At 60.3% G+C, this 24,697-nt stretch carries 12 protein-coding genes; 9 read left to right on the top strand and 3 right to left on the bottom strand.

Translation table 11 applies throughout. The features are described 5' to 3' along the window. Positions 1-186 precede the first annotated feature (186 nt). The 8 genes from ABFB52_RS16850 to ABFB52_RS16815 all read left to right on the top strand — a co-directional run bounded on the left by ABFB52_RS16850 (position 187) and on the right by ABFB52_RS16815 (position 6,871). Positions 187-1,509: an MFS transporter gene (locus ABFB52_RS16850; RefSeq protein WP_007957417.1), complete on the top strand. Its 1,323-nt coding sequence runs from the start codon at positions 187-189 to the stop codon at positions 1,507-1,509. Between the two features lie 35 nt (positions 1,510-1,544). Beyond that, positions 1,545-2,537: an AraD1 family protein gene (gene araD1 / locus ABFB52_RS16845; RefSeq protein WP_085746238.1), complete on the top strand. Its 993-nt coding sequence runs from the start codon at positions 1,545-1,547 to the stop codon at positions 2,535-2,537. Between the two features lie 9 nt (positions 2,538-2,546). After that, positions 2,547-4,127 carry an aldehyde dehydrogenase (NADP(+)) gene (locus tag ABFB52_RS16840; protein WP_129974216.1) on the top strand — a complete coding sequence of 527 codons (1,581 nt, stop codon included), beginning with the start codon at positions 2,547-2,549 and terminating at the stop codon, positions 4,125-4,127. A gap of 205 nt (positions 4,128-4,332) precedes the next feature. Continuing rightward, positions 4,333-4,641 (top strand): DUF5629 family protein, encoded by a 309-nt coding sequence (locus ABFB52_RS16835; protein WP_085746274.1) that lies wholly within the window; start codon positions 4,333-4,335, stop codon positions 4,639-4,641. After that, positions 4,638-5,813 (top strand): lactonase family protein, encoded by a 1,176-nt coding sequence (locus ABFB52_RS16830; RefSeq protein WP_129974215.1) that lies wholly within the window; start codon positions 4,638-4,640, stop codon positions 5,811-5,813. Before ABFB52_RS16835 ends, ABFB52_RS16830 begins: the two co-directional genes overlap by 4 nt. A gap of 156 nt (positions 5,814-5,969) precedes the next feature. Then, complete coding sequence (locus tag ABFB52_RS16825; RefSeq protein ID WP_129974214.1) at positions 5,970-6,149, top strand: hypothetical protein; 180 nt, start codon at positions 5,970-5,972, stop codon at positions 6,147-6,149. A gap of 255 nt (positions 6,150-6,404) precedes the next feature. Further along, positions 6,405-6,617, top strand: coding sequence for a hypothetical protein (locus tag ABFB52_RS16820; RefSeq protein ID WP_085746241.1), 213 nt, complete (start codon positions 6,405-6,407; stop codon positions 6,615-6,617). Further along, complete coding sequence (locus tag ABFB52_RS16815; protein ID WP_085746242.1) at positions 6,614-6,871, top strand: hypothetical protein; 258 nt, start codon at positions 6,614-6,616, stop codon at positions 6,869-6,871. Before ABFB52_RS16820 ends, ABFB52_RS16815 begins: the two co-directional genes overlap by 4 nt. A gap of 5 nt (positions 6,872-6,876) precedes the next feature. Here ABFB52_RS16815 and ABFB52_RS16810 read toward each other — a convergent pair whose 3' ends face one another. The 3 genes from ABFB52_RS16810 to ABFB52_RS16800 are packed head-to-tail and all read right to left on the bottom strand — an operon-like array spanning position 6,877 to position 12,340. Further along, positions 6,877-7,461 carry a glutathione S-transferase gene (locus tag ABFB52_RS16810; RefSeq protein WP_085746243.1) on the bottom strand — a complete coding sequence of 195 codons (585 nt, stop codon included), beginning with the start codon at positions 7,459-7,461 and terminating at the stop codon, positions 6,877-6,879. Beyond that, positions 7,458-11,099 (bottom strand): SbcC/MukB-like Walker B domain-containing protein, encoded by a 3,642-nt coding sequence (locus ABFB52_RS16805; RefSeq protein WP_129974213.1) that lies wholly within the window; start codon positions 11,097-11,099, stop codon positions 7,458-7,460. Before ABFB52_RS16805 ends, ABFB52_RS16810 begins: the two co-directional genes overlap by 4 nt. Then, positions 11,096-12,340, bottom strand: a complete 1,245-nt coding sequence (locus ABFB52_RS16800; protein WP_129974212.1) for an exonuclease SbcCD subunit D C-terminal domain-containing protein — start codon at positions 12,338-12,340, stop codon at positions 11,096-11,098. The genes ABFB52_RS16805 and ABFB52_RS16800 overlap by 4 nt, the downstream gene beginning before the upstream one ends. A gap of 415 nt (positions 12,341-12,755) precedes the next feature. Here ABFB52_RS16800 and ABFB52_RS16795 point away from each other — a divergent pair, with 415 nt between their 5' ends. After that, positions 12,756-24,446, top strand: coding sequence for a filamentous hemagglutinin N-terminal domain-containing protein (locus ABFB52_RS16795; protein WP_346836086.1), 11,691 nt, complete (start codon positions 12,756-12,758; stop codon positions 24,444-24,446). The last annotated feature ends 251 nt before the right edge of the window (positions 24,447-24,697 follow it).

The raw sequence follows: 24,697 nt of genomic DNA, 5'->3' as shown, positions 1-24,697 counted from the left end.
TCTCTTATTGTAAGACTATTGTTTGCGAGCTTCGGCTAAACATATGCGCAAAATCGTCGATTTGGAAGTGTTGTCGCATAATTAGTATTACTATATAGTCGTTTTCGACGGAGGGATGGCCCTGGCGATTTTCCGCGAGAGGCGTTCCCCGAGGTTCCATAAAAACAACAATCGGAGACCGATCTCATGAGCCAGGAACTGCGTCTTGTCCGGCGCATCACGCTGAAACTGATTCCCTTCCTGATCCTGCTGTACCTGATCGCCTATGTGGATCGCTCGGCCGTCGGCTTCGCCAAGCTGCACATGGGCGCCGACATCGGTATCGGCGATGCTGCCTACGGCCTCGGTGCCGGGCTGTTTTTCATCGGCTACTTTCTGTTTGAAATCCCCAGCAACCTGATGCTCGAACGCTTCGGCGCGCGGCGCTGGTTTGCGCGGATCATGATCACCTGGGGCGCGATCACCATCGGCATGGCCTTCGTCCAGGGCCCGCACAGTTTCTACGTGATGCGCTTTCTGCTCGGCGCGGCGGAGGCGGGGTTCTTTCCCGGCGTTCTGTACTACATCACCCAATGGTTCCCGGTGCGCCATCGCGGCAAGATCCTCGGGTTGTTCATCCTGTCCCAACCCATCGCGATGATGATCACCGGCCCCGTTTCGGGCGGTTTGCTGGGCATGGACGGCATCCTCGGCCTGCATGGCTGGCAGTGGCTGTTCATCGTCATCGGCACCCCGGCGATCCTGCTGACCTGGCCGGTATTGCGCTGGTTGCCGGACGGCCCGCAGCAAGTGAAATGGATGGATCAGGCCGAGAAGGACTGGCTGACAGGCGAGCTGAAAAAGGACCTGCAGGAATACGGCCAGACCCGTCACGGCAATCCGCTGCATGCGCTGAAAGACAAACGCGTGCTGCTGCTGGCGCTGTTCTACCTGCCGGTGACCCTGAGCATTTATGGCCTGGGCCTGTGGCTGCCGACCCTGATCAAACAGTTCGGCGGCAGCGATCTGGTGACAGGTTTCGTGTCTTCGGTGCCGTACATTTTCGGGATCATCGGCCTGCTGATCATTCCGCGCAGCTCCGACCGTTTGAATGATCGCTACGGCCATCTCGCGGTGCTTTATGTGCTGGGCGCGATCGGCCTGTTCCTCAGCGCCTGGCTGTCGTTGCCGGTGGCGCAACTGGCGGCGTTGTGTCTGGTGGCGTTTGCGCTGTTTTCCTGCACGGCGGTGTTCTGGACGCTGCCGGGGCGGTTCTTCGCTGGTGCCAGTGCTGCAGCCGGGATTGCGTTGATCAACTCGGTGGGCAACCTCGGCGGTTACATCGGCCCGTTCGTGATCGGCGCGCTGAAGGAATACACCGGCAACCTCGCTTCGGGCCTGTACTTCCTGTCCGGGGTGATGGTGTTCGGGCTGATTCTGACGGGTGTCGTCTATCGCTTGCTGGAGCGCAAGCATGTGCTCCCGGTCGAGCAATTTGCAGCGAGTGCACGGGGTGCGACGCGTACCTGATTTCGATCCAGGATTTGTTTTAACAGGAGAACATCATGCATCTGGTTCAATTCGAATTGAGTAGCGGCGAGCGCCGTGTCGGGGTGGTCGAGGACGGCCTCGTGCGTGAAGTACAAGATGCGCGCACGGTTCGCGATCTGGCCCTGGCCGCGATCGAGGCCGGCAGCACCCTCGCGCAGCAAGTGCAAACCCTTGGCCTCGGCATCAGTCACGATTACGCCGAATTGCTGGCCAAACTGCGCATTTTGCCGCCGCTGGATCACCCGGACCCGGCGCACCTGCTGGTCAGCGGCACCGGCCTCACGCACCTCGGCAGCGCCTCGGCCCGGGACAAGATGCACCAGCAGGCCGGTGACGAAGCGGCGATGACCGACACCATGCGCATCTTCAAGTGGGGCGTGGAGGGCGGAAAACCGGCGGCGGGGCAGGCCGGTGTGCAGCCAGAATGGTTCTACAAGGGCGACGGCAGCATCGTTGTGCGTCCCGGTCAGCCGTTCCCGCTGCCGCCGTTTGCCGAAGACGCCGGCGAGGAGCCAGAAATGGCCGGGCTCTACATCATCGGCCACGACGGCAAGCCGTATCGCCTCGGTTTCGCGGTGGGCAACGAATTCTCCGATCACGTCATGGAGCGCAAGAATTACCTGTATCTGGCCCACTCGAAACTGCGCAGTTGCAGCTACGGCCCGGAACTTCGCACGGGTGAATTGCCTCAACACCTGGCGGGCACCAGCCGCATCCTGCGCGACGGTGAAGTGCTGTGGCAGAACGAGTTCCTCAGCGGTGAGGCCAACATGTGCCACAGCCTGGCGAACCTCGAATACCACCACTTCAAGTACAGCCAGTTCCTGCGTCCCGGTGACGTGCACATTCACTTCTTCGGCACCGCGACCCTGTCGTTCGCCGATGGCATTCGCACTCAGCCGGGCGACGTGTTCGAGATCAGCCAGGCCGAATTCGGCGCACCGCTGGTCAACGGCATCGCTCCGGTCGCAGCGGCATTCGAACCGGACAGCATCGGCACCCTTTAAGGAGATCCCATGACTCAGATTCTCGGTCACAACTACATCGGCGGTCGTCGCAGCGCGGCGGGCAACGTCAAGCTGCAGAGCGTCGACGCCACCACGGGCGAAGCACTGCCCCACGATTTCATTCAGGCCACGGAAGCGGAAGTGGACGCTGCCGCCAAAGCCGCTGCGGCGGCGTATCCGGCGTATCGCAGCCTCAGCGCCGAACGCCGCGCGCAGTTTCTCGATGCGATTGCCGATGAGCTGGATGCGCTGGGCGATGATTTCGTCGCCGTGGTCTGTCGCGAAACCGCACTGCCGGCCGGGCGGATTCAAGGTGAAAGAGGGCGCACCAGCGGCCAGATGCGCTTGTTCGCCAAAGTCCTGCGACGCGGTGATTTCTACGGTGCGCGCATCGACCTGCCGTTGCCGGATCGTCAGCCGCTGCCACGTCCGGATCTGCGCCAATACCGCATCGGCCTCGGCCCAGTGGCGGTGTTCGGTGCAAGCAATTTTCCGCTGGCATTCTCCACCGCCGGCGGCGATACCGCATCGGCGCTGGCGGCCGGTTGCCCGGTGGTGTTCAAGGCCCACAGCGGTCACATGGCCACCGCTGAACTGGTTGCCGATGCGCTGATCCGTGCAGCAGAAAAAACCACGATGCCGGCCGGTGTGTTCAACATGATCTACGGTGGTGGCGTCGGTGAATGGCTGGTCAAACATCCGGCCATTCAGGCGGTAGGTTTCACCGGTTCGCTGCGGGGCGGACGGGCGCTGTGCGACATGGCCGCCGCGCGGCCTCAGCCGATCCCGGTGTTCGCCGAGATGTCGAGCATCAACCCGGTCATCGTGCTGCCCGAGGCCCTGGCCGTGCGATCGGAAACCGTCGCCCGCGATCTGACCGCTTCGGTGGTGCAGGGCTGCGGTCAGTTCTGTACCAATCCGGGCCTGGTGATCGGCATCCGTTCGCCACAGTTCACCGCATTCGTTGAGCAAGTCGCGGCGCTGATCGGTGATCAACCGGCGCAAACCATGCTCAATGCCGGGACCCTCGGCAGCTACGGCAAAGGCCTGGAAAAACTCCTGGCCCACGCCGGCATCGAGCATCTGGCGGGCAATCCGCAACAGGGCAATCAGGCGCAGCCGCAGTTGTTCAAAGCGGATGTTCGCCTGCTGATCGATGGCGATGAAGTGCTGCAGGAAGAGGTGTTCGGCCCGACCACAGTGATTGTCGAAGTGGCCGACAAGGCGCAGTTGAGCGCGGCGTTGCAGGGCCTGCACGGGCAACTGACGGCGACCATCATCGGCGAGCAGACGGATTTCGAGCGCTTCCCGGAGCTGACGCCGTTGCTGGAACAGAAGGTCGGGCGGATCCTGCTCAATGGTTATCCGACCGGTGTCGAAGTCTGTGATTCGATGGTTCACGGCGGTCCGTATCCGGCGACGTCCGATGCTCGCGGTACCTCGGTGGGGACGCTGGCGATCGATCGATTCCTGCGTCCGGTGTGCTTCCAGAATTACCCCGATAGCCTGCTGCCGGAACCGCTGAAAAACGCCAACCCGCTGCGTATTCAGCGGCTGGTCGACGGCAAGCCATCGCGCGAAGCCCTCTAAGCCCCATGCCATGATCGTTCCCACGCTGCGTTTCGTTGATCGTTCCCACGCTCCGCGTGGGAATGCAGCCCGGGACGCTCTGCGTCCCATTCGAGAGCTGGAACGCGGAGCGTCCCTTGAGGCATTCCCACGCAGAGCGTGGGAACGATCAAGAGCGGGGCTTTGAGCTATCATTGGCCCTTTCCCCCTGAAAGACATGATTGCCATGACTGCCGTAACCGACACCCTTCTCAACGCCCTCGAACACTGCGGTATGGTCGAAATCGACGGCCTGCACGCTTTCGAATTCGCCCTCGACGAAGACGACAACCTGCACATCGAATGCATCGATGGCCGAACAGCCAAGCACTGGGAATTCACCCCGGCTCAGGTGGCGGCGGCGACGTTTGATGAAGACCTGCAGAGCTGGTTGATCGTCGGTTTTTCCAGCGACACCAAAACCGTTGGCGAACACCGTCTGGTGTGCCTCGGTGACGTACTGAGCAGTGCCGACGACGAGGATGAAACTGAATGAACATGCGTAAATTCTGGCCATTGCTGATGGCCGGCAGTGTCGGCGCGATGGGCCTTTCCAGTGCCTCGGCCGAGAGCTTCCAGTTTTTGGTGGGCTCCTACACCGCCGGCACCAGCGAAGGCATCTACCGGATGAACTTCGACAGCGCCACCGGCCAGATCGCCGCCAAACCGCTGCAAGTGATCAAGAGCGAAAACCCGTCGTGGCTGACCCTTTCGAAGGATCAGCACCGGGTGTTCGTGGTCAACGAAAACGGCCCTGGCCAGAAGGATCCGGTCGGCCGCGTCAGCAGTTATTCCATCGATCCGAAGACCCACGCGCTGACCCTGATCAATCAAGTGCAGAGCCTGGGCAACGAGCCGACCCATTCGAGCCTCAGCGGCGACGCCAGCCATTTGTTCGTCAGCAACTACTCGGTGGTTGAAGATCCGGGCGGCACCCTCGCGGTGTTGCCGGTCGGCAGCGACGGCAAGCTCAAACCGGTGGTGCAGATGAGCGCGCACCCGGCAAGCCGGGTCAATCCCGAGCGTCAGGCCTCGAACCACGTGCACTCGACGGTGTCCTCGCCGGACGGTCGTTACGTGTTCTCCAATGACCTGGGTGCGGACAAGGTCTTCATCTACCAATTCGACCCGAAAGCCAACCCGGAACTGCCGCTGACCCCGGCGAAAACCGCGTCGGTGCAACTGCCAGCCGGCAGCGGCCCGCGTCATCTGCTGTTCAGCGCTGACGGCAAACATGCCTGGCTGACCATGGAAATGAGTGCTCAGGTCGCAGTGTTCGATTACAAGGGCGGCGTCCTGACCCAGACGCAACTGGTCGATCTGGCTGCCGGCCAGCCGACGTCGGACAAAGCCGCCGCCGCGCTGCACGCGTCCGCCGACGGCAAATTCCTTTACGTCAGCAACCGTGGCACCGCCAATCAGCTGCTGGTGTTCGCCATCGACCCGGCCAGTGGCCAGCTCAAGGAACTGCAACGACGTTCGGTGGAAGGCGATCACCCGCGTGAGTTCAGCCTCGATCCAAGCGGCAAATTCCTGCTGATCGCCAACCAGAAGAGTAACCAGATTGTCGTGGTCGAGCGCGACGGCAAGACCGGTTTGCTGGGCAAAACCGTGCAAAAACTGCCGATGGACGCCCCTAGCGATCTGAAGTTTCTCGTGCGTCAATAAGCCGCAGGCCCCGGTCTGCGGGGCCTGAAGCTATGTATTAATCCTGCTGATAACAGGTAATGTTGCAAAGCATTTCAAGCGATCGACCCTCGAGCGTTAAGTTTGCTTCACGGCCCAACCGGGCAAGCAAGCCAACTGAACACGAGGGTTACCGCCATGAACTTCAATCTCTTCTCGATCATCGCCGCTTCCGCCATCTCCGCCACCGTGGCTCTGCCAGCCAGTGCCAACGTTGAAATCAGCGACAAAAAATCCCACACCCAGAGCTACACCGAGAAATACCTGCAACAAAGCGCCAACTTCTACGCCGCGCTGGATCACAAAGCTCAACACTGAAATTTCCGTCACGCCCTGGAACTGCCCAAGGCTGCGATCCTTTGATCTTGTTTCTCAAAAAGCAAAATCAAAAGATCGCAGCCTTGGGCAGTTTTTTGCCTGCGCAACGACCGACGATAGCTATTTTCAAACGGCGAGATAGACCGGCTAAATAATCAACGAAGCTGATGGTTACTATGGAAAACCCTGAGTGGTTACCCCGGCTTTTTTGATCGATTCTGTGGACCTCGAAACATTGTCCACGGAGCACACATCATGGCCAGTTCAATCATCACTTCCGCCAAACGCGGCGCCTACGTGGCCATCGGTCTGTACCTGGTCATGGTGCTGTTTGTCAGTCTGGCGTCGCAGTCGCAACACAGCTTCGAAGCACCAATCGACGTTGCACATCCCGGCATCCAGTTCGAACTCCGCTCGCAAAACGCGACGGTGGATTCAGCTGAACTCGCGGGAGTCGGCGGAGCATGAAAGGCTACAGACTCTGGGTCATCGCCGGGCTGGCGTTCATGACCAACGGCGCTTCGCTTTTGGGATTCGGTCAGGGCTCGGTCGGTGGACTGGCCCGGGCCATAGAGGCCAACCACAACATCGCGCATAACATCGAACGGGCCAATGCGCTGGGGCTGCTGGCCGGCAATCCGCCGGTGAAAACCCCCAGCGGATTTCTCGGTCCGTTCGAAGTGGATTGCTCGGCCATCGGCATGTGTGAAGTGCTGGCGTAACGCGCCTACTTTTTCATGATGCCGGTGAACAGCTCCGACTCCAGAAACCGCTGCAACCAGGTCTGCAACCGCACGTAAGGCGTCTGCGCAAACCAGTCACGATCCACGTGAGCGAACTGGCGAACGAACGGCAACAGCGCGATATCGGCCAGGCTCGGATGATTGGTCAGCAAGTATTCGCGACCCTCGAGCAACTCATCCAGTTTCTGCAAGAACAGAGCACCTTCCGCCCGATAAACCTCCATCGGCTGTTCCGGATAACGCTCGGCGTACTTGTAGCGATTCAAGTGAACCTTGAACACTTGATCGTTGGCTTCGATCAACTTGGCGATCCTTGAATCGCCCCCCAGCAACCACTCATCCGGATCGTTCTGCGCCAGCGCCCAGCGCATGATCTCCAGACTTTCATCGATCACCTGACCGTCCGCATCCAGCACCGGCACCGTGCCCTTGGGCGAGATCGCCAGCATCTGGGCCGGTTTGGCTTTCAGGCTGACTTCAACGATCTCCACCGGCACACCCGAATAACGCAGGGCCATCCGCGCCCGCATCGCGTACGGGCAGCGGCGGAAGGAATACAGCGTGTTCATTTCACCTCCAGTGTGCTCAAACCGTTGCCCTGGCGCTGTACCTGAATCTGCACCGGGATCCGCTCGTGCATTTCCTGCACGTGGGAAATCACCGCGACCTTGCGGCCCTGAGCCTGCAAGCCGTCGAGGGCGTCCATGGCCAGTTGCAGGGATTCGGGGTCGAGGCTGCCAAAACCTTCGTCGATGAACAGCGATTCGATCTTCAACGTGCTCGACGCCATCGAGGCCAGGCCCAGGGCGAGGGCCAGCGACACCAGGAAGGTTTCGCCGCCGGACAGCGAATGCACCGAGCGCAGTTCGTCGCCCATTTCGGTGTCCATCACCAGCAGGCCGAGCATGCTGCCGCCACGCTTGAGGCGATAGCGCTTGACCAGTTGCCGCAGCTGCACGTTGGCGTGATGCACCAGCAGGTCGAGGTTGTAGGCCTGGGCGATCTTGCGGAAGGTGTCGCCGGTGGCCGAGCCGATCAGCGCATTGAGCCGCGCCCAGCGCTGATACTCGGCATAGGCGTCGGCGATCTGCTGCGCGAGCGCCTGATTGGCGTTCTGGCGCCGCTGGTCTTCGGCCTGCTCGGCGCGCAGTTCGGCGCATTGCTGTTCGCTGGCCGTGCACTGGTTTTGCAGGTCGGCGAGGGCGCTGGCGAGTTGTTCGGCATCCAGATTGCCGTTGTGCTGGGCCTGATGATCGCGCAGGCGCTGATCGCGTTCCTGCAACAACACCTTGGCCTGTTCAACGGCTTTTTCGTTGCGCTGCAAGCGCTGGCGCAGTTCATCGACTTGCGCGTCATCGACCCGCAGCAGGTCTTCGAGGCCACCGTCATCCAGCTCCGGATGGCGTGCGCGCCAGTCGGCAATCTTGCCGGCCAGATCGCGGTCTTCGCTTTCCAGCGCTTGCAGACGCTCTTGCTGCGCTTTCAGTTCGGCGGCGATTTGCACGAGCTGCGTACGCGCGTCCTGCAGCGCCTGAGTCGTCGTGGATTCGGCGTGGCGCGCCTGTTCTACCGCCTGTTCCAGTTGCTGCTGCCAATGCTCGGCGCAGGTGTGATCGCCCAGCAATTGCCCAAGCTTTTCTTGGCTTGCCTGTTGTTGCCCGGTCAGCGCGTTGAGCTGCTGTTCAGCGTTTTGCAGCTGCTGCGCACGGCCCTGTTGGCGATCCTGTTCTTTCTCAAGCGTCTGCTGGCGTTGTTGCTGCTCGGCCATTTCTTCCTTTTGCTGATCGACTTGCGCCAGACGTTCGGCAATCTGCCGGTCAAGCTGCATGAAGGTCGCGGCCGGTTCGGCGCGCAGGGCTTCGAGGGTGTCGCTCGGCAGCAGTGTGGCGAAGGCCGCCAGTTCTTCATCCAGACGCTGGCGATCAGCACTCAGCTCGCGCTGCTGATTGCTCAGGTGCTGCGACGCTTGCTGGTGCGCCGTCTCGGCCTGACGCAATTGCTGGGTCAGCCGCGCCGCATCCCGTTGCAACGTGAGCAGGGCGGTCTGGCGCTGTTCGTCCTGGGTGATGCTCTGGTTCAGTTGATCGTTCTGGCGAGTCAGCCACGCGGCGCGCTTGTCACTGTCCTGATTCAGCAACGACGCAGCCAGCGGATGCGCCTCGATGCTCGGCGTCAGCGATTGTTGCTGAGCAGCCAGTTGTTCCTGCTGTTGCAGCAACTCTTTCTGTTGGGCAATCACGCCACCGACGCTGGCACGTAGCTCGGTCAGTTTTTCTTTCAACTGATCGACCACTTGCTGCGCGCTGGCCTGCTCGCTTTCGTCGTGACGACCCAGGCTTTGGAGCAGGGCTTCCGGCTGGTGATACGGATGCTCGTTGCTGCCACAAACCGGGCACGGCTGGTCGTCTTGCAACTGCGCGCGCAACTCTTCGACACTGGCACTGCGGGCCAGACGCTGACGTTCGAGCAATTCACGGGTGACGTTGAGGGTCTGTTCGGCGACAGTCAGCTCGGACTTGGTTTTCACCCCGTCCTGGGTCAGGCGCTCGCGCTCCTGTTGCGCATCGAGCTGACGCTGTTGCAGTTCGGCACTGCGTTTGTCCAGCTCCTGCTGACTGGCCCACAGGCGCGTCAGGTCTTCAATGGCGCGCAGTTGCTTGCGGTTGTCCTGCAACAGAGTGCCGAGGATGCCGATCTGTTCGGCGACCGCGTCCGGTTCGGCACCAGCCTCCTTGAACAATACTTCCAGCTGTTGCTTCTGCGTGGCGAGCGCTTCGCTGGCGCGAGTGGCGTTTTCTTCGAGGGAAGCGAGTTCGCTTTGGCCCTTGTTCAATCGATTGCCGATCAGCATCAGTTGCTGCAAGCGGTCGCGATAGGCATTCCACGCTTCGCTCAACGGTGCCAAGTGAGCGCTTTGCTCGAGATCGGCGGCGATACGTTGCAAGCGTTCGGCGACCTGTTTCTGCTGATCGAGCAGGGTCTGGATTGTGCCCTGGCCCTGGGCGCAGGCTTGCTCAGCGGCTTGCTTCGCTTCGGTGCCGGTTGCGACATCCTTGGCGAGGCGGGCGAGGGTGCTTTGCTCCTCGAACGCCTGACGCAACAGCGGCGCGCCTTCGCTCTGCTGCGTTTGCGCCTGGGTCAGGGCAATCTGCGCTGCGGCGAGATCCTGTTCCAGTCGAGTCTGGCGCTCAGCCAGTTCGCCTTGTTGCTGGGTGTGCGCGTGGATCTGTGCGGCCAGCGGCGTCAGCTGGGTATCAAGTTCGGTTTTGCGGGCGAACTGGTGCCGTTGCGGGGCAAGTTGTTCGAGGCGGGTGAGCTTCAGACGCTCACCGGCCAGCGACTCCCGTTCGTGGTCGGCGCTGCGCAGTTGTTCGGCGGCGGCCTGTTGCGAGTCTTGCAGCCGCAGCAGTTCCTTGAGCCAGTCATGCTGCTGCTCGATTTGTTTGAGCTGCGCCTGCTGCAACTTGAGTTGTTGCTGGGCGGCATTGAAGCGCTCGTCGAGTTCTGCGCGAGCCTCGGGGGCCAGCGGGGTCACGCCGGTAGCCTGATCCTGCAACTGCTTGTGGGCTTCGCGGGCCTCCTTGGTCTTGTCGAATGCGCGGCGGCCGAGGCGGGTGTAGAGCGCGGTATCGGTGAGTTTTTCCAGCAGTTCGCTGCGGTCGTTATCGTCGGCTTTGAGGAACGCACTGAATTCGCTCTGGGCCAGCAGCACGGCGCGGGTGAATTGTTCGAAGTTCAGGCCCAGCGCGGCTTCAAGCTGAGTCTTGTACTCGCCTTTCTGGCTGGCGAGCAGTTGATCCTGATCGATGTCGCGCAGGCTCTGACGGCTGGCCTGCAACTTGCCGCCGGCCTTTTCCCGAGCGCGGTTGGCTTCCCAGCGCGCGCGATAGCGACGGCCATCGACGCCGACAAAATCCACCTCGGCAAAACCTTCACCCGTGCCGCGACGCAGCAGGGTGCGCGGGTCGCCAGTGGCGATTTCGCCGTCGGCGTCCGGCACCTTGGCGTCACGCCCGGTGTTGTTCAGACGCGGCACGGCGCCGAATAGCGCCAGGCACAAGGCGTCGAGCAGGGTACTTTTACCGGCGCCGGTCGGGCCGGTGATCGCGAACAGGCCGGCGCTGGCCAGCGGTTCGGCGGTGAAGTCGATCTCGAACGGGCCGGCCAGCGACGCGAGGTTTTTCAAGCGAATGGCGAGAATCTTCATGTCTGCTCGCCCTCCATCTGGACGTCTTGCAGCAGCTCGGCGAAGTCCTTGAGGGTTTGCTCATCGACCTCGCTGCCGTAGTTGTCGAGCCAGGCGCGGCTGAACAATTCCTGCGGCGTGAGCTGGTCCAGTTCGATCAGCGCGCTGCCGTCCTCGGCGCCGTCAGCGCCCCGGTTGCCGGCGTATTCGGCGGCAATTCGCACCAGTCGCACAGCCTTGCCTTGCAGGGCGCTTTCGACCTGATGGCGCAGATCCGGCTGCGGTTCGTCGAGGCGCACCCGCACTTCCAGCCACGGCTGGCGCTGGGTTTCGGCCAGCAGGTCGATGTTCGGCAGGTCCGCCAGTTGCAGCAGGATTTCCGCCAGCGGCGCAGGGCCGAGGCGTTGCAGATTGACCGCGCGAGGGATCAGTTTTGGCTCGACGCTGACCAGGGTTTCGCCGTCGAGCACGATGTCGAGAATCTGATGTTGATAGGCGATTTCCGAGAACGACAACGGGATCGGCGAGCCGCTGTAGCGAATCCGTTCTTCGCCGTTGACCTTCTGCGGCTTGTGCAAATGACCTAGCGCGACGTAGCTGATGCTCGGCCCGAACAGGCTGGCGGGCAGGGCTTCGGCGTTGCCGATGATCAGGCTGCGCTCGGAGTCCTCCGACACCGAACCACCGGCCATGTGCGCGTGGCTGATGGCGACTAGTGCCTGGCCTGGTTGGCGCTTTGCGTTCGCCGCTTCGATCAGCCATTCGTGCACTTGACCGATGCCGCGCAGATAGTTGTCGCCCAGATGCGCGCCGGTCACTTCGGCAGGCCGCAGGAACGGCAGCGCCAGGCACCACGCGGCGATCTCGCCGGACGCATTCGGCAGCGGCAACAACAGACGCTCCGCATCCAGTTGTCCGTCATCCAGCCACAACACCCGGCCCAGCGCATGGGTGCGCAAACGCCGCATCAACGGCGCGGGCAGTTCGATCCGCGAACCGGAATCGTGGTTGCCGGCGATCATCACGATGGTCAGCAACGGCTGCTGTTCGTGGGCGCTGACGATGAAATCGTAGAGGCGTTCCTGGGCTTTGACCGGTGGATTGACCGTGTCGAAGATGTCGCCGGCAATCAGCAGCACGTCCGGCTGCGCCAGCTTCAATTGGCGCAGCAGCCACTCGAGAAAACAGGCGTGCTCGAAATCGCGTTCCTGGCCGTGCAGGTTCTGCCCAAGGTGCCAGTCGGAGGTGTGAAACAGACGCAAGGCTGACTCCGCAATATAAAGAGGTGATGGCCACCGGGATGAGAGGGGCGGCGAAAGAGGGGAGAGTTTACAGATTATTGCGCCAGGAGGCGCTGACCCTGCCCGGGGACGTCAGTTGAAGGGTATTTGACGGCATGATGACCGTTCGTCGGCAACGCCGGGTCGTCGCATCCAATAATTGACGCCAAAATAGTGGCCATCTAATATCGCGCCATTAATTTGATATCAGTGTGCCGCTACGAGGGAACGAACAGGCGTTCATGGCTTTTGCCGTGATCGTCCGGGCAACGCTTGATCGCCTTGCGCAACTTTCTCCCTATCCGATTTTGCTCTGACGGGCGCCATCCGCAACCCCGTCGGGATCGTCGCGCCTGCCTTCAAATCGCCCATCCTGCCTGTGCATTGAGACCTTTACATGGACGTTCGTCAGTTCTCCTTTCTCGCTCGCCTGCCATCTGCCGCCGTAAAAAGCCGTGATCAGTTCTGCGGTATGCCCAAGCGCGGACTGGCGTTTTTGCTGGCCAACGTCATGTTCTGGCAGCCGATGTGGGCCCAGGCCGACGGCATCGTGGTGGCCAACCCTGGCACCACTCTCGATCGCGCCGGCAATGGGGTGCAGATCATCAACATCGCCACGCCCAATGGCAGCGGTCTGTCGCACAACCAGTTCCATGAGTACAACGTCAGCGCGCAGGGCGTCATCCTCAACAACGGCTCGAACCAGGCTTCGTCCACCCAATTGGGCGGGTATGTCATCGACAACCCGCACCTGAAGAACAGCGGATCGGCGCAGGCGATCCTCAACGAAGTCATCGGTGGCAGCCCGAGCCAGTTGCGCGGTTACACCGAAGTGGCGGGGCAGTCGGCGCGGGTGATCGTCGCCAACCCTTACGGCATCAGTTGCAACGGTTGCGGTTTCATCAACACGCCCCGCGTCACCCTTACCACCGGCAAACCGGTGCTGGATGGCAGCGGTCGCCTCGACCGTTTTCAGGTCGATCAGGGCAGCGTCGCCATCGAAGGTGCCGGGCTTAATGCAACCAATGTCGACCGCTTCGAAATCATCACCCGCAGCGCGAAGATCAACGCCGAGATCCAGGCGAAAAACCTGACCATCGTTGCCGGGCGCAATGACGTCAACGCCGACAACCTCAACGCCACCGCCCGCGCTGACGACGGCAGCGCCAAACCGCAACTGGCCATTGACTCTTCGGCGCTGGGCGGGATGTACGCCGGTGCGATCAAACTGGTCGGCACCGAAGCCGGGGTCGGGGTGAAACTCGACGGCAAACTGATCGCCAGCGGCGGTGACATCCAGCTCGACGCCAACGGCCAGCTCAGCCTGGCCGAAACCTCGGCCACCGGCGCGGTCAACGTCAAGGCCGCCAGCCTGGAGACCCGCTCGGCGGTCTACGCCGGCACCTCGCTGAACGTACAGACTCAGGGCGATCTGACCAACCGACAGACTCTCGCGGCGCGGGACAGCATCAGCCTCAGTGCGGGCGGTCAGTTGACCAACGCCGGGGCCATTGAAGCCGGGGTCAATGCTGATGGCAGTCGCAATGCCAATGGTGATCTGAGCCTGAGCGCGCAAAACATCGACAACCGTGGCAAGAGCCTGGTGGCCAGCCGCAATCTGGCGGTGAATGCCGCGCAGGTGCTGAGTAACCAGGGCGGCACGCTGAGCGCTGCGCAGATCGCAAGCATCGTTGCAGGGACACTGGACAACCAGAATGACGGGCGTGTGCTGAGCAAAGGCGCGCTGAACGTGACCGCCAGTCAAGTGCTCAACAGCCAAGGTTTGATCGACGCAAAGGGTAACCTGACGGCCACGATCGGTCAGTTGAACAACAGCAACGGCCAGGTTTCGAGTTCCGGTATCACTCGACTCAGCGGAACCTCCGTCAACAACCTCGGCGGCCAAATCCTGGGTGATCTGGGGCTTAACATTGATCTCAGTGCCGCGCTGGACAATCGCGACGGCATGCTCGGTTCCGGCGTTGCTCTCGATCTCAAGGCCGGTAGTCTCGATAACCGCGACGCCGGGGTCGTGGTCAGCGATGGCGGTCTTGTGGTGCGGGTCAGCGGTCTGCTCGACAACCGCAACAAGGGCGAAATCACTGCCAAGGGCGCCATTGACGCGCAGGCCGGTCATCTCGACAACCGTGACGGCAAAGTCATCGGCAAAGGAACGCTGGCACTGCGCAGTGATTCGGCAGACAACCGTGGCGGCGCGCTGCAAGGCGACGGGCAACTGACGCTGAACGTCGATCGACTGGATAACCGCGACAACGGTCTGATCATCGGCAAGGCTGGCATCACATACGCAGGCACGCGCCTGGACAACAGCAGTGGCCTGGTCAGTGCTGTCGGCCCGGTGGGTATCAAGGCTGGCGAGGTGCAGAACGCCAAAGGGCGGATCTCCAGCCAGGGCGACTTGACCGCGACCATAGGCCTGCTGCAACAGCAGGGCGGCGCACTGGTCGCACAGGGCAACCTGAGCCTGACCGGCACCACACTCGACAACCGTAACGGCGGGCTGATCGGCACAAAAAAAGCGCTGACTCTCGCGGTCGATGACATCGATAACCGGGCGGGCGAGCTATCTGGCAGCCTGTTGCTCAACATCAAGGGCCAGCGGCTGGACAACAGCGACGGTGGCAAGGTTCTCGCAGCCAGCGATCTGGAACTGGCGGTTGCCCGGTTGATCAACCAGAGCAAAGGCATGATCGTCGCCAGTGGTGCGACGAAACTGACCGGCAGCACGCTGGATAACACCGGTGGCTCGTTCGATAGCTTGAAGGGCCTGGTCATCACACTGGACGATGCACTGCTCAACGGCCAGGGGCTCATCAGCAGCGAAGGCACGTTGACCATCAATGCCGGCCGTGTCGATAACAATGCCGGCAACCTGACCAGCGCCGGCGCCCTGGCGTTGACCAGTCTTGGCGCGCTGCTCAATCAGGGTGGCTCCATCAGCACCGACAGCACTCTGAAACTCAAGAGCGCCAGTCTCGACAACAGTCACAGCGGTCTGATCTCCGGCAAGGACAACAGCCGGATCGACAGCGGCGATGTCGACAACAGTCAGGGCGGGCGCCTGATCAGCGGTGGAACGCTGGACTTCACGGCGGGGCAGGTGAACAACGCTGCAGGCCGCATCGCCAGTCAGCAAGCCATGACCATGTCGGTCACCGGCCTCGATCAGCAGGGCGGTGAACTGTTCAGCAAGACCAGCCTGAGTCTTGATTTGAACAACGGCCAGTTGAACAACCAGAACGGTTTGATCAATGCGCCCGGCGAATTGCTGCTCAAGCAACTCAATGGCGTGAACAACCAGGGCGGCGAAATCTCCAGCCAGCAAGCCTTCGCACTGACCGCCCATGACCTGGACAACAGCAACGGTAAACTGCTGAGTCAGCAAGGCTTGACCGTACGCATTGCGCAGGCGCTGAACAACGCCAAAGGCGTTATTTCCGGGGCATCGCTGGACAGTCACAGCGCCAGCCTCGACAACAATGAAGGCTTGATCAGCAGCCGTGGCCCACTGACGCTGACGACCGACAACACCCTGGATAACCAGCTCGGTACGGTGATTGCCGACGGCAAACTCGAACTGACGGCGCAGACGCTGGACAACCGTGGCGGCAGCATCGCCGGCAAGTCGGATGCCACCGTACAGGCGAAAAAGCTCGATAACCAGGACGGCCAGTTGATCGCCACCGGCGTCCTCAAAATCGATGCCGACCTGCTCGACAACCGTCAGGGCGGACTGCTCGGCTCGACCAAGGCGATGACCTTGAACGTCGACGACGTGGATAACCGCGGCGGTGAAATCAGCACCAATAGCGATCTGCAGGTGACCGGCAAAAAACTCGACAACAGTGACGCCGGCAAAATCTTCACCGGCCAGTCGTTGACGCTGACCGTTGAGCAACTGATCAACCGCAACAAGGGCCTGATCAGTGCCAGCACTTCGCTCGACCTGCACGGCGATTCACTGGACAACAGTGGTGGCGAGTTGCTCAGTCAGCAGGCCATGGCTCTGACGCTGAGCGGTGCATTCGACAACAGCCAGGGCAAGGTCAGCAGCGAAAGCGCCCTGACGGTCAAAACCTCGCAACTGACCAACATCAAGGGCAGCCTTTCCAGCGCTGCGGACCTGACAATCGAGAGTCGCGGCAGCGTTGATAACCAGGGCGGGGCGGTGGTCACCGATGGGGCGCTGGTGCTCGGCAGCACCCGCCTCGACAACCGTCAGGCAGGCACACTCAGCGCCAAGGGCGCGGCCAGCGTCACCACAGGCGACTTCGACAACAGCACCGGCAAGCTCAGCAGCGCCGACACCCTGAACCTTGTCGCGGGAAAGGTCACCAACCGCGATGGCGGGCAGATTGGTAGCCAGGGCGCTTTGACGGCGTCGGTCACAGGGCTTGAGCAACAGGGCGGCAAGCTTTTCAGCAACACTCGCCTGAGCCTGGACATGAACAATGGCCAGCTCAATAACCAGAATGGCTTGATCAATGCCCCCGGTACGTTGCTGCTCAAGCAGCTCAATGGCGTGAACAACCAGGGCGGAGAAATTTCCAGCGGTGAAGCCTTTACCGTGGCGGCGCAAAATCTGGACAACAGCAATGGCAAATTGCTGAGCACCCAGAGCCTGACGCTGCGCATCGCCCAGGCACTGGACAACGTCAAAGGCATGATCGGTGCGGCATCGATCGATGCCCGTGCCGGCAGTCTGAACAGCAGTGGCGGCAGTCTGGTCAGCCGCGGTGATCTTGACCTGACTGTCGATGGCCTGCTGCGCAACGACAGCGACGGCCTGGTGAGTGCGGCGCAAGCGTTGCGTATTCGCAGCGCCGACCTGAACAACCAGGGCGGTGTTTTGCAGGGCATCGGCGGCGTCACGCTCAATGCCATGGCCCTGAACAACCGCGACAAAGGCTTGATCAACAGCCAGGGCAGTCTGTCCCTGACGGCGACAGCGCTGGACTCCAGCGATGGCGGCGAAGTCTCTGCCGGCGGCGACATCGACCTGACCTTGACCTCCCTGACCCAGAACGGCGGGCGCCTGCTGGGCGACAAAGCCGTTACCGTGGATCTGGCCAATGGCGACCTCGACAACACCAATGGTTTGTTGACGGCCAAGGGGCCGTTGACCCTCAAGCGCCTGCGCGACCTGAACAACCAGGGCGGTGAAATCTCCAGCAGCCTGGGTTTCGACGTCATTGCCCGGGCGTTGAACAACAATGCCGGCAAGATCATCAGCGGCGAGAAACTGAAGCTCAGCGGCACCACCCTGACCAACCAGAATGGCTTGCTCTCGGGCTGGCAGCAGTTGAACGTCAGTGGTGACAGTCTGGACAACCGCGCCAACGGCACGCTCTCAAGCCGCAACGGTGACGTGTCGGTCGATCTCAAGGGCGCTCTGCTCAACAGCGGTAACGGCGCTCTGGTTTCGCAAGGCAGTCTGACCGTCAATGCCGGCAGCCTCGACAACAGCGACAAAGGCATCCTCAGCAGTGCGGCAGGGCAGACCCTCACGCTCAAAGGCGCACTCAACAACAATCAGGGCGGCCTGATCGACAGTGGCGCCGCACTGGACATCACCAGCACTGCACTGACCAACGTCGGTGGTTCTATCAACGCGCTCCAGGCGCTCACTGCCAACGCTACGAGCCTGGATAACAGCGGGGGCAAATTCGCGGCCAACGGCGCGATCAACCTGAACCTGTCGGGACAGCTGAACAACAACGCCGGCAAACTGGCGGGCACCGGTCCGGTCGTGATCAAAGGCGTCAGCGATCTGAGCAACCGCAACGGCCAGCTCGCCAGTCAAGGTTCGCTGCAACTGCTGACCGGCTCGCTGGACAACGGTAGCAAAGGCACCATTGCGGCCAAGGATGGCTTGTTGATCACCGCCAGCGCCGCCGTGCGCAACGATGCCGACGGCTTGATCTACAGCCAGACCGGCAGCCTGCAACTCAAGGCGGCGAGCCTGGCCAACGGCAAAGGTTCGATCCAGAGCCAGACCGGCCTGACGCTCGACGTTACTGGCGATCTCGATAACCAGAGCGGAAAAATCATCGCTCAGGAAGGCGACGTGACGGTCGGTGCGGCCAGCATCGATAACCGCGGCGGGATTCTGTCCAGCATCAAGGGTGCCCTCGAGGCACGTACCGTCGGTGTCCTGCGCAATGGCTTCGACCTGAACAACAATCGCCAGGGCGGCGTCATTCAGGCTCAGGGCCTGAAACTGTCGGCACTGGCCGGCCTGAACAACAATGGCGGGCGCATCTCGGCGCAAGGCGCCGACGCGAACATCACCACCGCTGCATTCGATAACCGTAATGGCGTGATCTACGCCAAAGGGCTGGTTGGCGTAAGCGGCACGAGTCTGGACAACGGTGCCGGGCAGATCGCCGCCGAGCGCATCGATTTTGGCTTGAGTGGTGCGCTGATTAACGGCGCGGGTGTCATTGAAAGCAACACCCGACTGACCGTCAAAGCGGCCAGCGTCAATAACCAGAGTGGCCGACTGCGTTCGCTGGGCACCTCTGGCAAGACCGAATTCCAGATCGGCGGCCTGCTGGATAACCGCAATGGCGTGCTGGAAACCGCGAACACCGACATGACCCTGGCCGTCGGCAGCTTCCTCAACGGTGGCGGGCAGCTCAACCACGTCGGTCGCGGCAAGTTCGATCTCTCCACGACCAACGTGATCGGTGCCGGCGGCAGCATTACCACCGGCGGCCTTCTGGATTTGACGGCCGACACCTGGAACAACTCCAGCGTGATTCAGGCCGGGCGATTGAACGTGAACGTCCGCCAGTTCAGCCAGAGCGCCAGCGGCAAGCTGCTGGCCTCCGATCTTCTGCAGATACGTGGGGGCAACTGGACCAACGACGGACTGCTCGCCAGTGATGGCCTGATTCATATGCAACTGACCGGCGCCTATGGCGGCAACGGGCGTATGTCGAGTCAGCGTGGTCTCAACCTGAGTGCAGCGCAAGTCAACATCGGTGGTGCCGGCAGCATCGCCGCTGGCGGATCGTCGACGATCAGTACCGGTGGATCGCTCGTCAACTCGGGCCGCATCACCTCCAGTGAAGATCTGACCGTGAACGCCGGCAGTGTCGCCAACTACGGCACGTTGGGTGCGGCGCAGAACCTGAACATCAACACCCCTTCATTGCTCAATGACCGCGGGTTGATCTTCAGCGGCAAGGACATGACGCTCAGTGTTGGCAATCTGACCAACCAGCATGGTGATTTCTACGGTCTGGGTAATGTTGTTGTCGGTGGTTACGGCGGTGCAGCGAGGGCGGCAGGCGTCTACAACATCTCCGGTTCCATGGAGAGCGGTGGCGCGTTCACGATGAATGCCGATGTCTTCGAAAACCGCTCCGAAGGCCCAGTGATGTCGGGTGACCGCAAACTGGTCTCTGGCTACATTGCCAATATTTGCAACGACTGCCGCGGCGGGACATTCGTTTTCACGCTTTCGGCTCATGAGCTTTATCAAAGTACTGACACTGATACCAGCGCCTCTGCCGTATTGAATGTAGGCAAGGACTTCGTTTTCCAGGGCGGGACTTTTCTTAACAGCAAAAGCACCGTGGCTGCCGGCGGCAATATCAGCATCACGGCCGACAGCCTCAAAAACATTGGTGCCAAGAGCGGCACCATCGAACGTACAAGCACTTACGTCCTGACCATGGGAGCGGGCGATACTCCACGGTTTTTCGAAAGCGTCGTAATGCCTTACAACCAGCGCAACAATCCTGATTTCCCGTATGTGTATTACATCGATCCGGCGGGTGCTATCCGTAAAGCCATTCCGACATCCGGTCGTGTCAGAGAAGGGAACCGGGACGGCGAGTGGTACAACGTGGTGGGTCTCAAGGACAGTGAGACAGGCGCAACGGTCAGTGCGTTACGTGGCTATAACATCGCACTGCCTGGTTTGAACTATGGCTTTGAATCCACAACGCCATCTCTTTATGACAAGAATAATCTGGTCGAACTGCCCGCTCAGTTGACTCAGTACAAACCTGAGTCCGTCACTGAAGTCGCTGTTGACAGCACAGGTGCAGCGAGCACAGGTACAAGCCGCAATGCTGTCATTCAGGCCGGTGGCAACGTTTCGATCACCGCCGTCAAGGACGTGGAGAACAGCGTCATCCACCAGGATTACGGCGCTACTGGCGGTACCAACAAAGTCGCAGACACTCGGGTTGGCAACACCGGCATAGCGGTCATCAGGATCAACAGCCAGTTGCCACCGGAGCTGGCCCAGCAGCAGGTCAATCCACTGACCTTGCCGGGCTTCTCCTTGCCGGTAGGCGACAAAGGTCTTTTCCGTCTGAGCACCCAGGGGGGCAGTGACCTTTCTCCTGTAGTCGCTACAGGTCCATCGCCCACCTGGACAATGACCGGCGAGTCGGTCAAGGCCGAGCAGCATCTGGTCGCAGGCACCAGCGGCGGTCCGCGCAATTTGCTGGTCGATGCTCCTGCACCGGTCTCTGACAGCACGCGCGCCGTCGATACCTTTCGACGCGACCCGACCATGGTCAAAGCGGTCGCCAGCACGCTGGATGTGAACGTTCCGGTGAATCCGGCCGGTCCCGGCAGGGGCGGACGTGGCAATGACGCCCGGGAGTCGATCGACAGTCGCCCGGTCACCCGCGTGACGGGCCTGCCAGACACCAAGGCCCCGGCGAACGGCCACAAATACCTGATCGAAACCAACCCGGCGCTGACCGATCTCAAGTCCTTCATGAGTTCGGACTACCTGCTCGGCAAACTCGGTTACGACCCGGACCAGAGCGCCAAGCGTCTCGGTGACGGACTCTTCGAGCAGCGTCTGGTGCAGCAAGCCGTGACCGCGCGCACCGGCCAGGCCTTCATCGATGGCCGAAGCAACAACGAGGACATGTTCCGCTACCTGATGGACAACGCCATCGCCAGCAAGGACGCCCTCAACCTGTCGATGGGCGTGGGCCTCACTGCCGAACAGGTGGCGGCGCTGACCCACGATATCGTCTGGCTCGAAGAGCACGAAGTGAACGGTGAAAAAGTGCTGGTGCCGGTGCTGTACCTGGCCCAGGCCAACGGCCGTCTCGGCCCGACCGGTGCGTTGATTTCCGGTAAGGACGTGACGCTGATTGCCGGCGGGAATCTGGATAACGTCGGGACGTTGAAGGCGACGAATGATTTGATGGCTATCGCCGGTAACGACGTTGTCAACAGCGGAGTGATTGAGGCGGGAAATCGCCTGGATGTTCTGGCGGGCAATGATGTCGTCAACAAATCCGGCGGCATCATCACCGGGCGGGATGTAAACGTGACAGCGATTCGTGGAGACGTACTTAACGAGCGAACCATTACGACCCAGACCAATAACACCCGCCTCGCCTCTCAAAGTCATGACTTCGCCGACAGCGCAGCAAGAATTGAAGCGGCCAATGATCTGACGGTAATGGCAGGCCAGGACATCAATGTTAAAGGCGCAGTCATGCAGAGTGGCCGGGACATGACGTTCAACGCAGCTCGCGACATCAACGTGACGTCAGCGCAGGTGGCGAACAGCGTCTATTACGACAGTCGGCACAACAGCAGCAATGTCACTCAGTTGGGTTCGGAACTGGACTCGGGTCGCGATGTATCCATGCGCTCCGGCCGCGACATAACAGTCGTTGCCAGCAAGATTGACGCTGAACGCAATGTCGCGATGGCCGCGACCGGTGACTTGACGATCAGTTCGGCCGCAGATGAGGAGCACTCCCTGTCGAAGAGCAAGAAACTTACAAAGCAGGAAGATCACGTCAGCCAGGTCATGAGCGATATCAAGGCTGGTGGCAGTGTTGCAATGAGTGCAGGTGATGACATGGCGGTGATCTCCAGTCGCATCAGCGCCGGTGACGAGGCGTACTTGGTTGCCGGAGACCGACTGGACATTCTTGCCGCGCAGGACACTGACTACTCGTTGTATGACAAGAAGAAGAAAGGCTCATTCGGGTCCAAACAAACCAAGCGCGATGAGGTGACTCAGGTCACTCATATCGGTAGTGAAATCACGTCTGGCTCCAACATGGTTTTGGCAAGCGGTGGGGATCAGCGTTACCAGGCTGCGAATCTGCAAAGTGGTGGCGATCTCACGATCAACAGTGGCGGCTCAGTCACGTTCGAAGGTGTGAAGGATCTGCATCAGGAAAGCCACGAGAAGAGCAGTTCCAGTCAGGCCTGGACGTCCATGTCGGGTAAAGGCAGCACCGATGAGACGTTGAAACAGACCCAGATGACGGCCGCAGGAAAGCTGGCAATCCATGCGGTTGACGGGCTGAAAATCGATGTCAGACAGGTCAACCAGCAAACCGTAAGCGAAGCCATTGATGCGATGGTCAAGGCGGATCCGAAACTTGCGTGGCTCAAGGATGCCGAGCAACGGGGTGACGTGGACTGGCAACTGATCAAGGAAACCCACGAATCGTTCAAATACAGCAATTCGAGCCTGGGTCAGGGCGCGATGCTGGCAATCATTATCGTCATGACCGTATTGACCGCCGGAGCGGCAAGTGGTCTGGCGGGCACAATGGCGGGTGCGACAGCTGGCTCGGGCTCGGCAATGGCTGCGGGATCGGCGACCATGGCAGCGGGCTGGGGGAACGTTATGGCAACCAGCGTAATGACCTCGATGGCCGGCTCGGCGACGGTGAGCGCCATCAACAATAAAGGCAATCTGGGCGCGGTCGTAAAAGATGTCACCAGTACCCAGAGTCTGAAGGGCTACGCTACATCCGCCCTGACAGCGGGCATCACTTCCGGGTATCTGGATGAGGCGTTTGGTGCATCGACCAATCCCACAGCAGGAATCACGAAAGGATTCGATCTCGGAAAGTTGAGCGGCATTGGTGACTACATCAAGTATTCTTTGGCCCAAAGCGCGACACAGGCCGGAGTAAGCACCCTCATCAATGGCGGTAGCCTTGGTCAAAACCTGATGACAGCGATTGCATCGCAAGCCAATAACGTCGCCATGGCAACCGGGTTCAACTTTGTCGGCGATTACGTGAAATATCCAACAGGCAGTTTCGAAAAAGTACTGGCCCATACACTGATGGGAGGGTTGCTGGCTCAAATCACTGGGGGAGATTTCAAAACGGGTGCGGCAGCAGCAGGCGCCAATGAAGCGTTGAGTGGAATTCTTGATGGAATGACCAAGGGCGACAAGCAACTTGAACTAATGGCTTCTCAATTGACCGGTATTCTGGCGGCGACTGCCGTCGGAGGTGATGTACAGCTTGGGGCGGACATTGCCAAATACGCAACGGCGTTCAATCGTCAAGGGCATGAGGAGGAAGAGCATGCCAAGGAAGAAGAGGCCAGTAAGGGCGACTTCAAAAAGGAAAACCTCGATAAAGCGACTTGCTACATGATCCGGTGCTGGGCCCAGTATGAAAGGGGGAGTGCCGAGTATCGTGCAAATTACCTCACGGAGGCTGATATGGCCGGGCTCAGCAATGAGTTGACCTGGGCTGATGCACAGCGTGACAGGGGTTTGTTTGACTATACTTATTTTGATTCAGTCTCGGATTTTGCAACGCGTGATGCCTTTCCTCTGGGAGCCGATGCTCTTCAGGCGGGTCTCGGGGTGGGAACCGTGGTATCGGGTTTCAGTCTGTGCGCCACTGTTGCAGGTTGCGCCTTTGGAGGGCCTATGGCGACGATTGGAGCAGGTAACGCTGTAGAAGGCAGTAGCGGTTTTTATAACCACATCTTTGGTGATGAGCCCTTCCGATATAATCCTGTAAAGGACGCATTTTCATACTTTGGAGGTGAGTATGGATCTGCTGCATACAGCGGTGCGGATCTGTTCTTCAGTGCAGGGTCGGGGTTCGTAAAAGTACCTTTGAGAATATCGTCGGACGGACTAAAGAACACCAAGTCGCTATTCGGTGTGACAGTGGAAAAATTTGATAATAATTTCGTCGTGCCTGTTTTTGGTAAGACTTTGCCTTTCGGGAGCGCTCTGGGTATGTATCTGTATGGTGTGACTGGAAAGGCGTCTGACTTTTATAAGGAACTAAATAGTGGCAAGTAGAAATATATTCGCCAGATCGGTCGTTTTGTTGTGTGTCGTCTGGTTTGTGTTCATGGTGTCTTTGCTGCTTTCTCTTGTAGTGGTTTCACTGTTGATGGCGGCGCTATATGTTTTTTTCGAGCCTGATTTCAGGTTGGTATTCAAGTGTGTCGGGATTCCATTGGCATTGGTTCTGTCGGCGCGATGGATTTACAAGAACCTGGCTCGTGTGAAAGACTTTGCTGATGGGTGAAAGGTGCGAGGTGGAAAGG

This window comes from Pseudomonas sp. 9.2(2024), from assembly GCF_039695385.1.
In the GTDB taxonomy this organism is placed as follows: domain Bacteria; phylum Pseudomonadota; class Gammaproteobacteria; order Pseudomonadales; family Pseudomonadaceae; genus Aquipseudomonas; species Aquipseudomonas paraglycinae.
This window is presented reverse-complemented; position numbering and strand designations above follow the sequence as displayed.

What these genes read in the sequence shown, in the direction of transcription:
- ABFB52_RS16850 (WP_007957417.1), top strand. Translation starts at nt 187, where the DNA reads ATGAGCCAGGAACTGCGTCTTGTCCGGCGCATCACGCTGAAACTGATT.
- araD1 (WP_085746238.1), top strand. Translation starts at nt 1,545, where the DNA reads ATGCATCTGGTTCAATTCGAATTGAGTAGCGGCGAGCGCCGTGTCGGG.
- ABFB52_RS16840 (WP_129974216.1), top strand. Translation starts at nt 2,547, where the DNA reads ATGACTCAGATTCTCGGTCACAACTACATCGGCGGTCGTCGCAGCGCG.
- ABFB52_RS16835 (WP_085746274.1), top strand. Translation starts at nt 4,333, where the DNA reads ATGACTGCCGTAACCGACACCCTTCTCAACGCCCTCGAACACTGCGGT.
- ABFB52_RS16830 (WP_129974215.1), top strand. Translation starts at nt 4,638, where the DNA reads ATGAACATGCGTAAATTCTGGCCATTGCTGATGGCCGGCAGTGTCGGC.
- ABFB52_RS16825 (WP_129974214.1), top strand. Translation starts at nt 5,970, where the DNA reads ATGAACTTCAATCTCTTCTCGATCATCGCCGCTTCCGCCATCTCCGCC.
- ABFB52_RS16820 (WP_085746241.1), top strand. Translation starts at nt 6,405, where the DNA reads ATGGCCAGTTCAATCATCACTTCCGCCAAACGCGGCGCCTACGTGGCC.
- ABFB52_RS16815 (WP_085746242.1), top strand. Translation starts at nt 6,614, where the DNA reads ATGAAAGGCTACAGACTCTGGGTCATCGCCGGGCTGGCGTTCATGACC.
- ABFB52_RS16810 (WP_085746243.1), bottom strand. Translation starts at nt 7,461, where the DNA reads ATGAACACGCTGTATTCCTTCCGCCGCTGCCCGTACGCGATGCGGGCG.
- ABFB52_RS16805 (WP_129974213.1), bottom strand. Translation starts at nt 11,099, where the DNA reads ATGAAGATTCTCGCCATTCGCTTGAAAAACCTCGCGTCGCTGGCCGGC.
- ABFB52_RS16795 (WP_346836086.1), top strand. Translation starts at nt 12,756, where the DNA reads ATGGACGTTCGTCAGTTCTCCTTTCTCGCTCGCCTGCCATCTGCCGCC.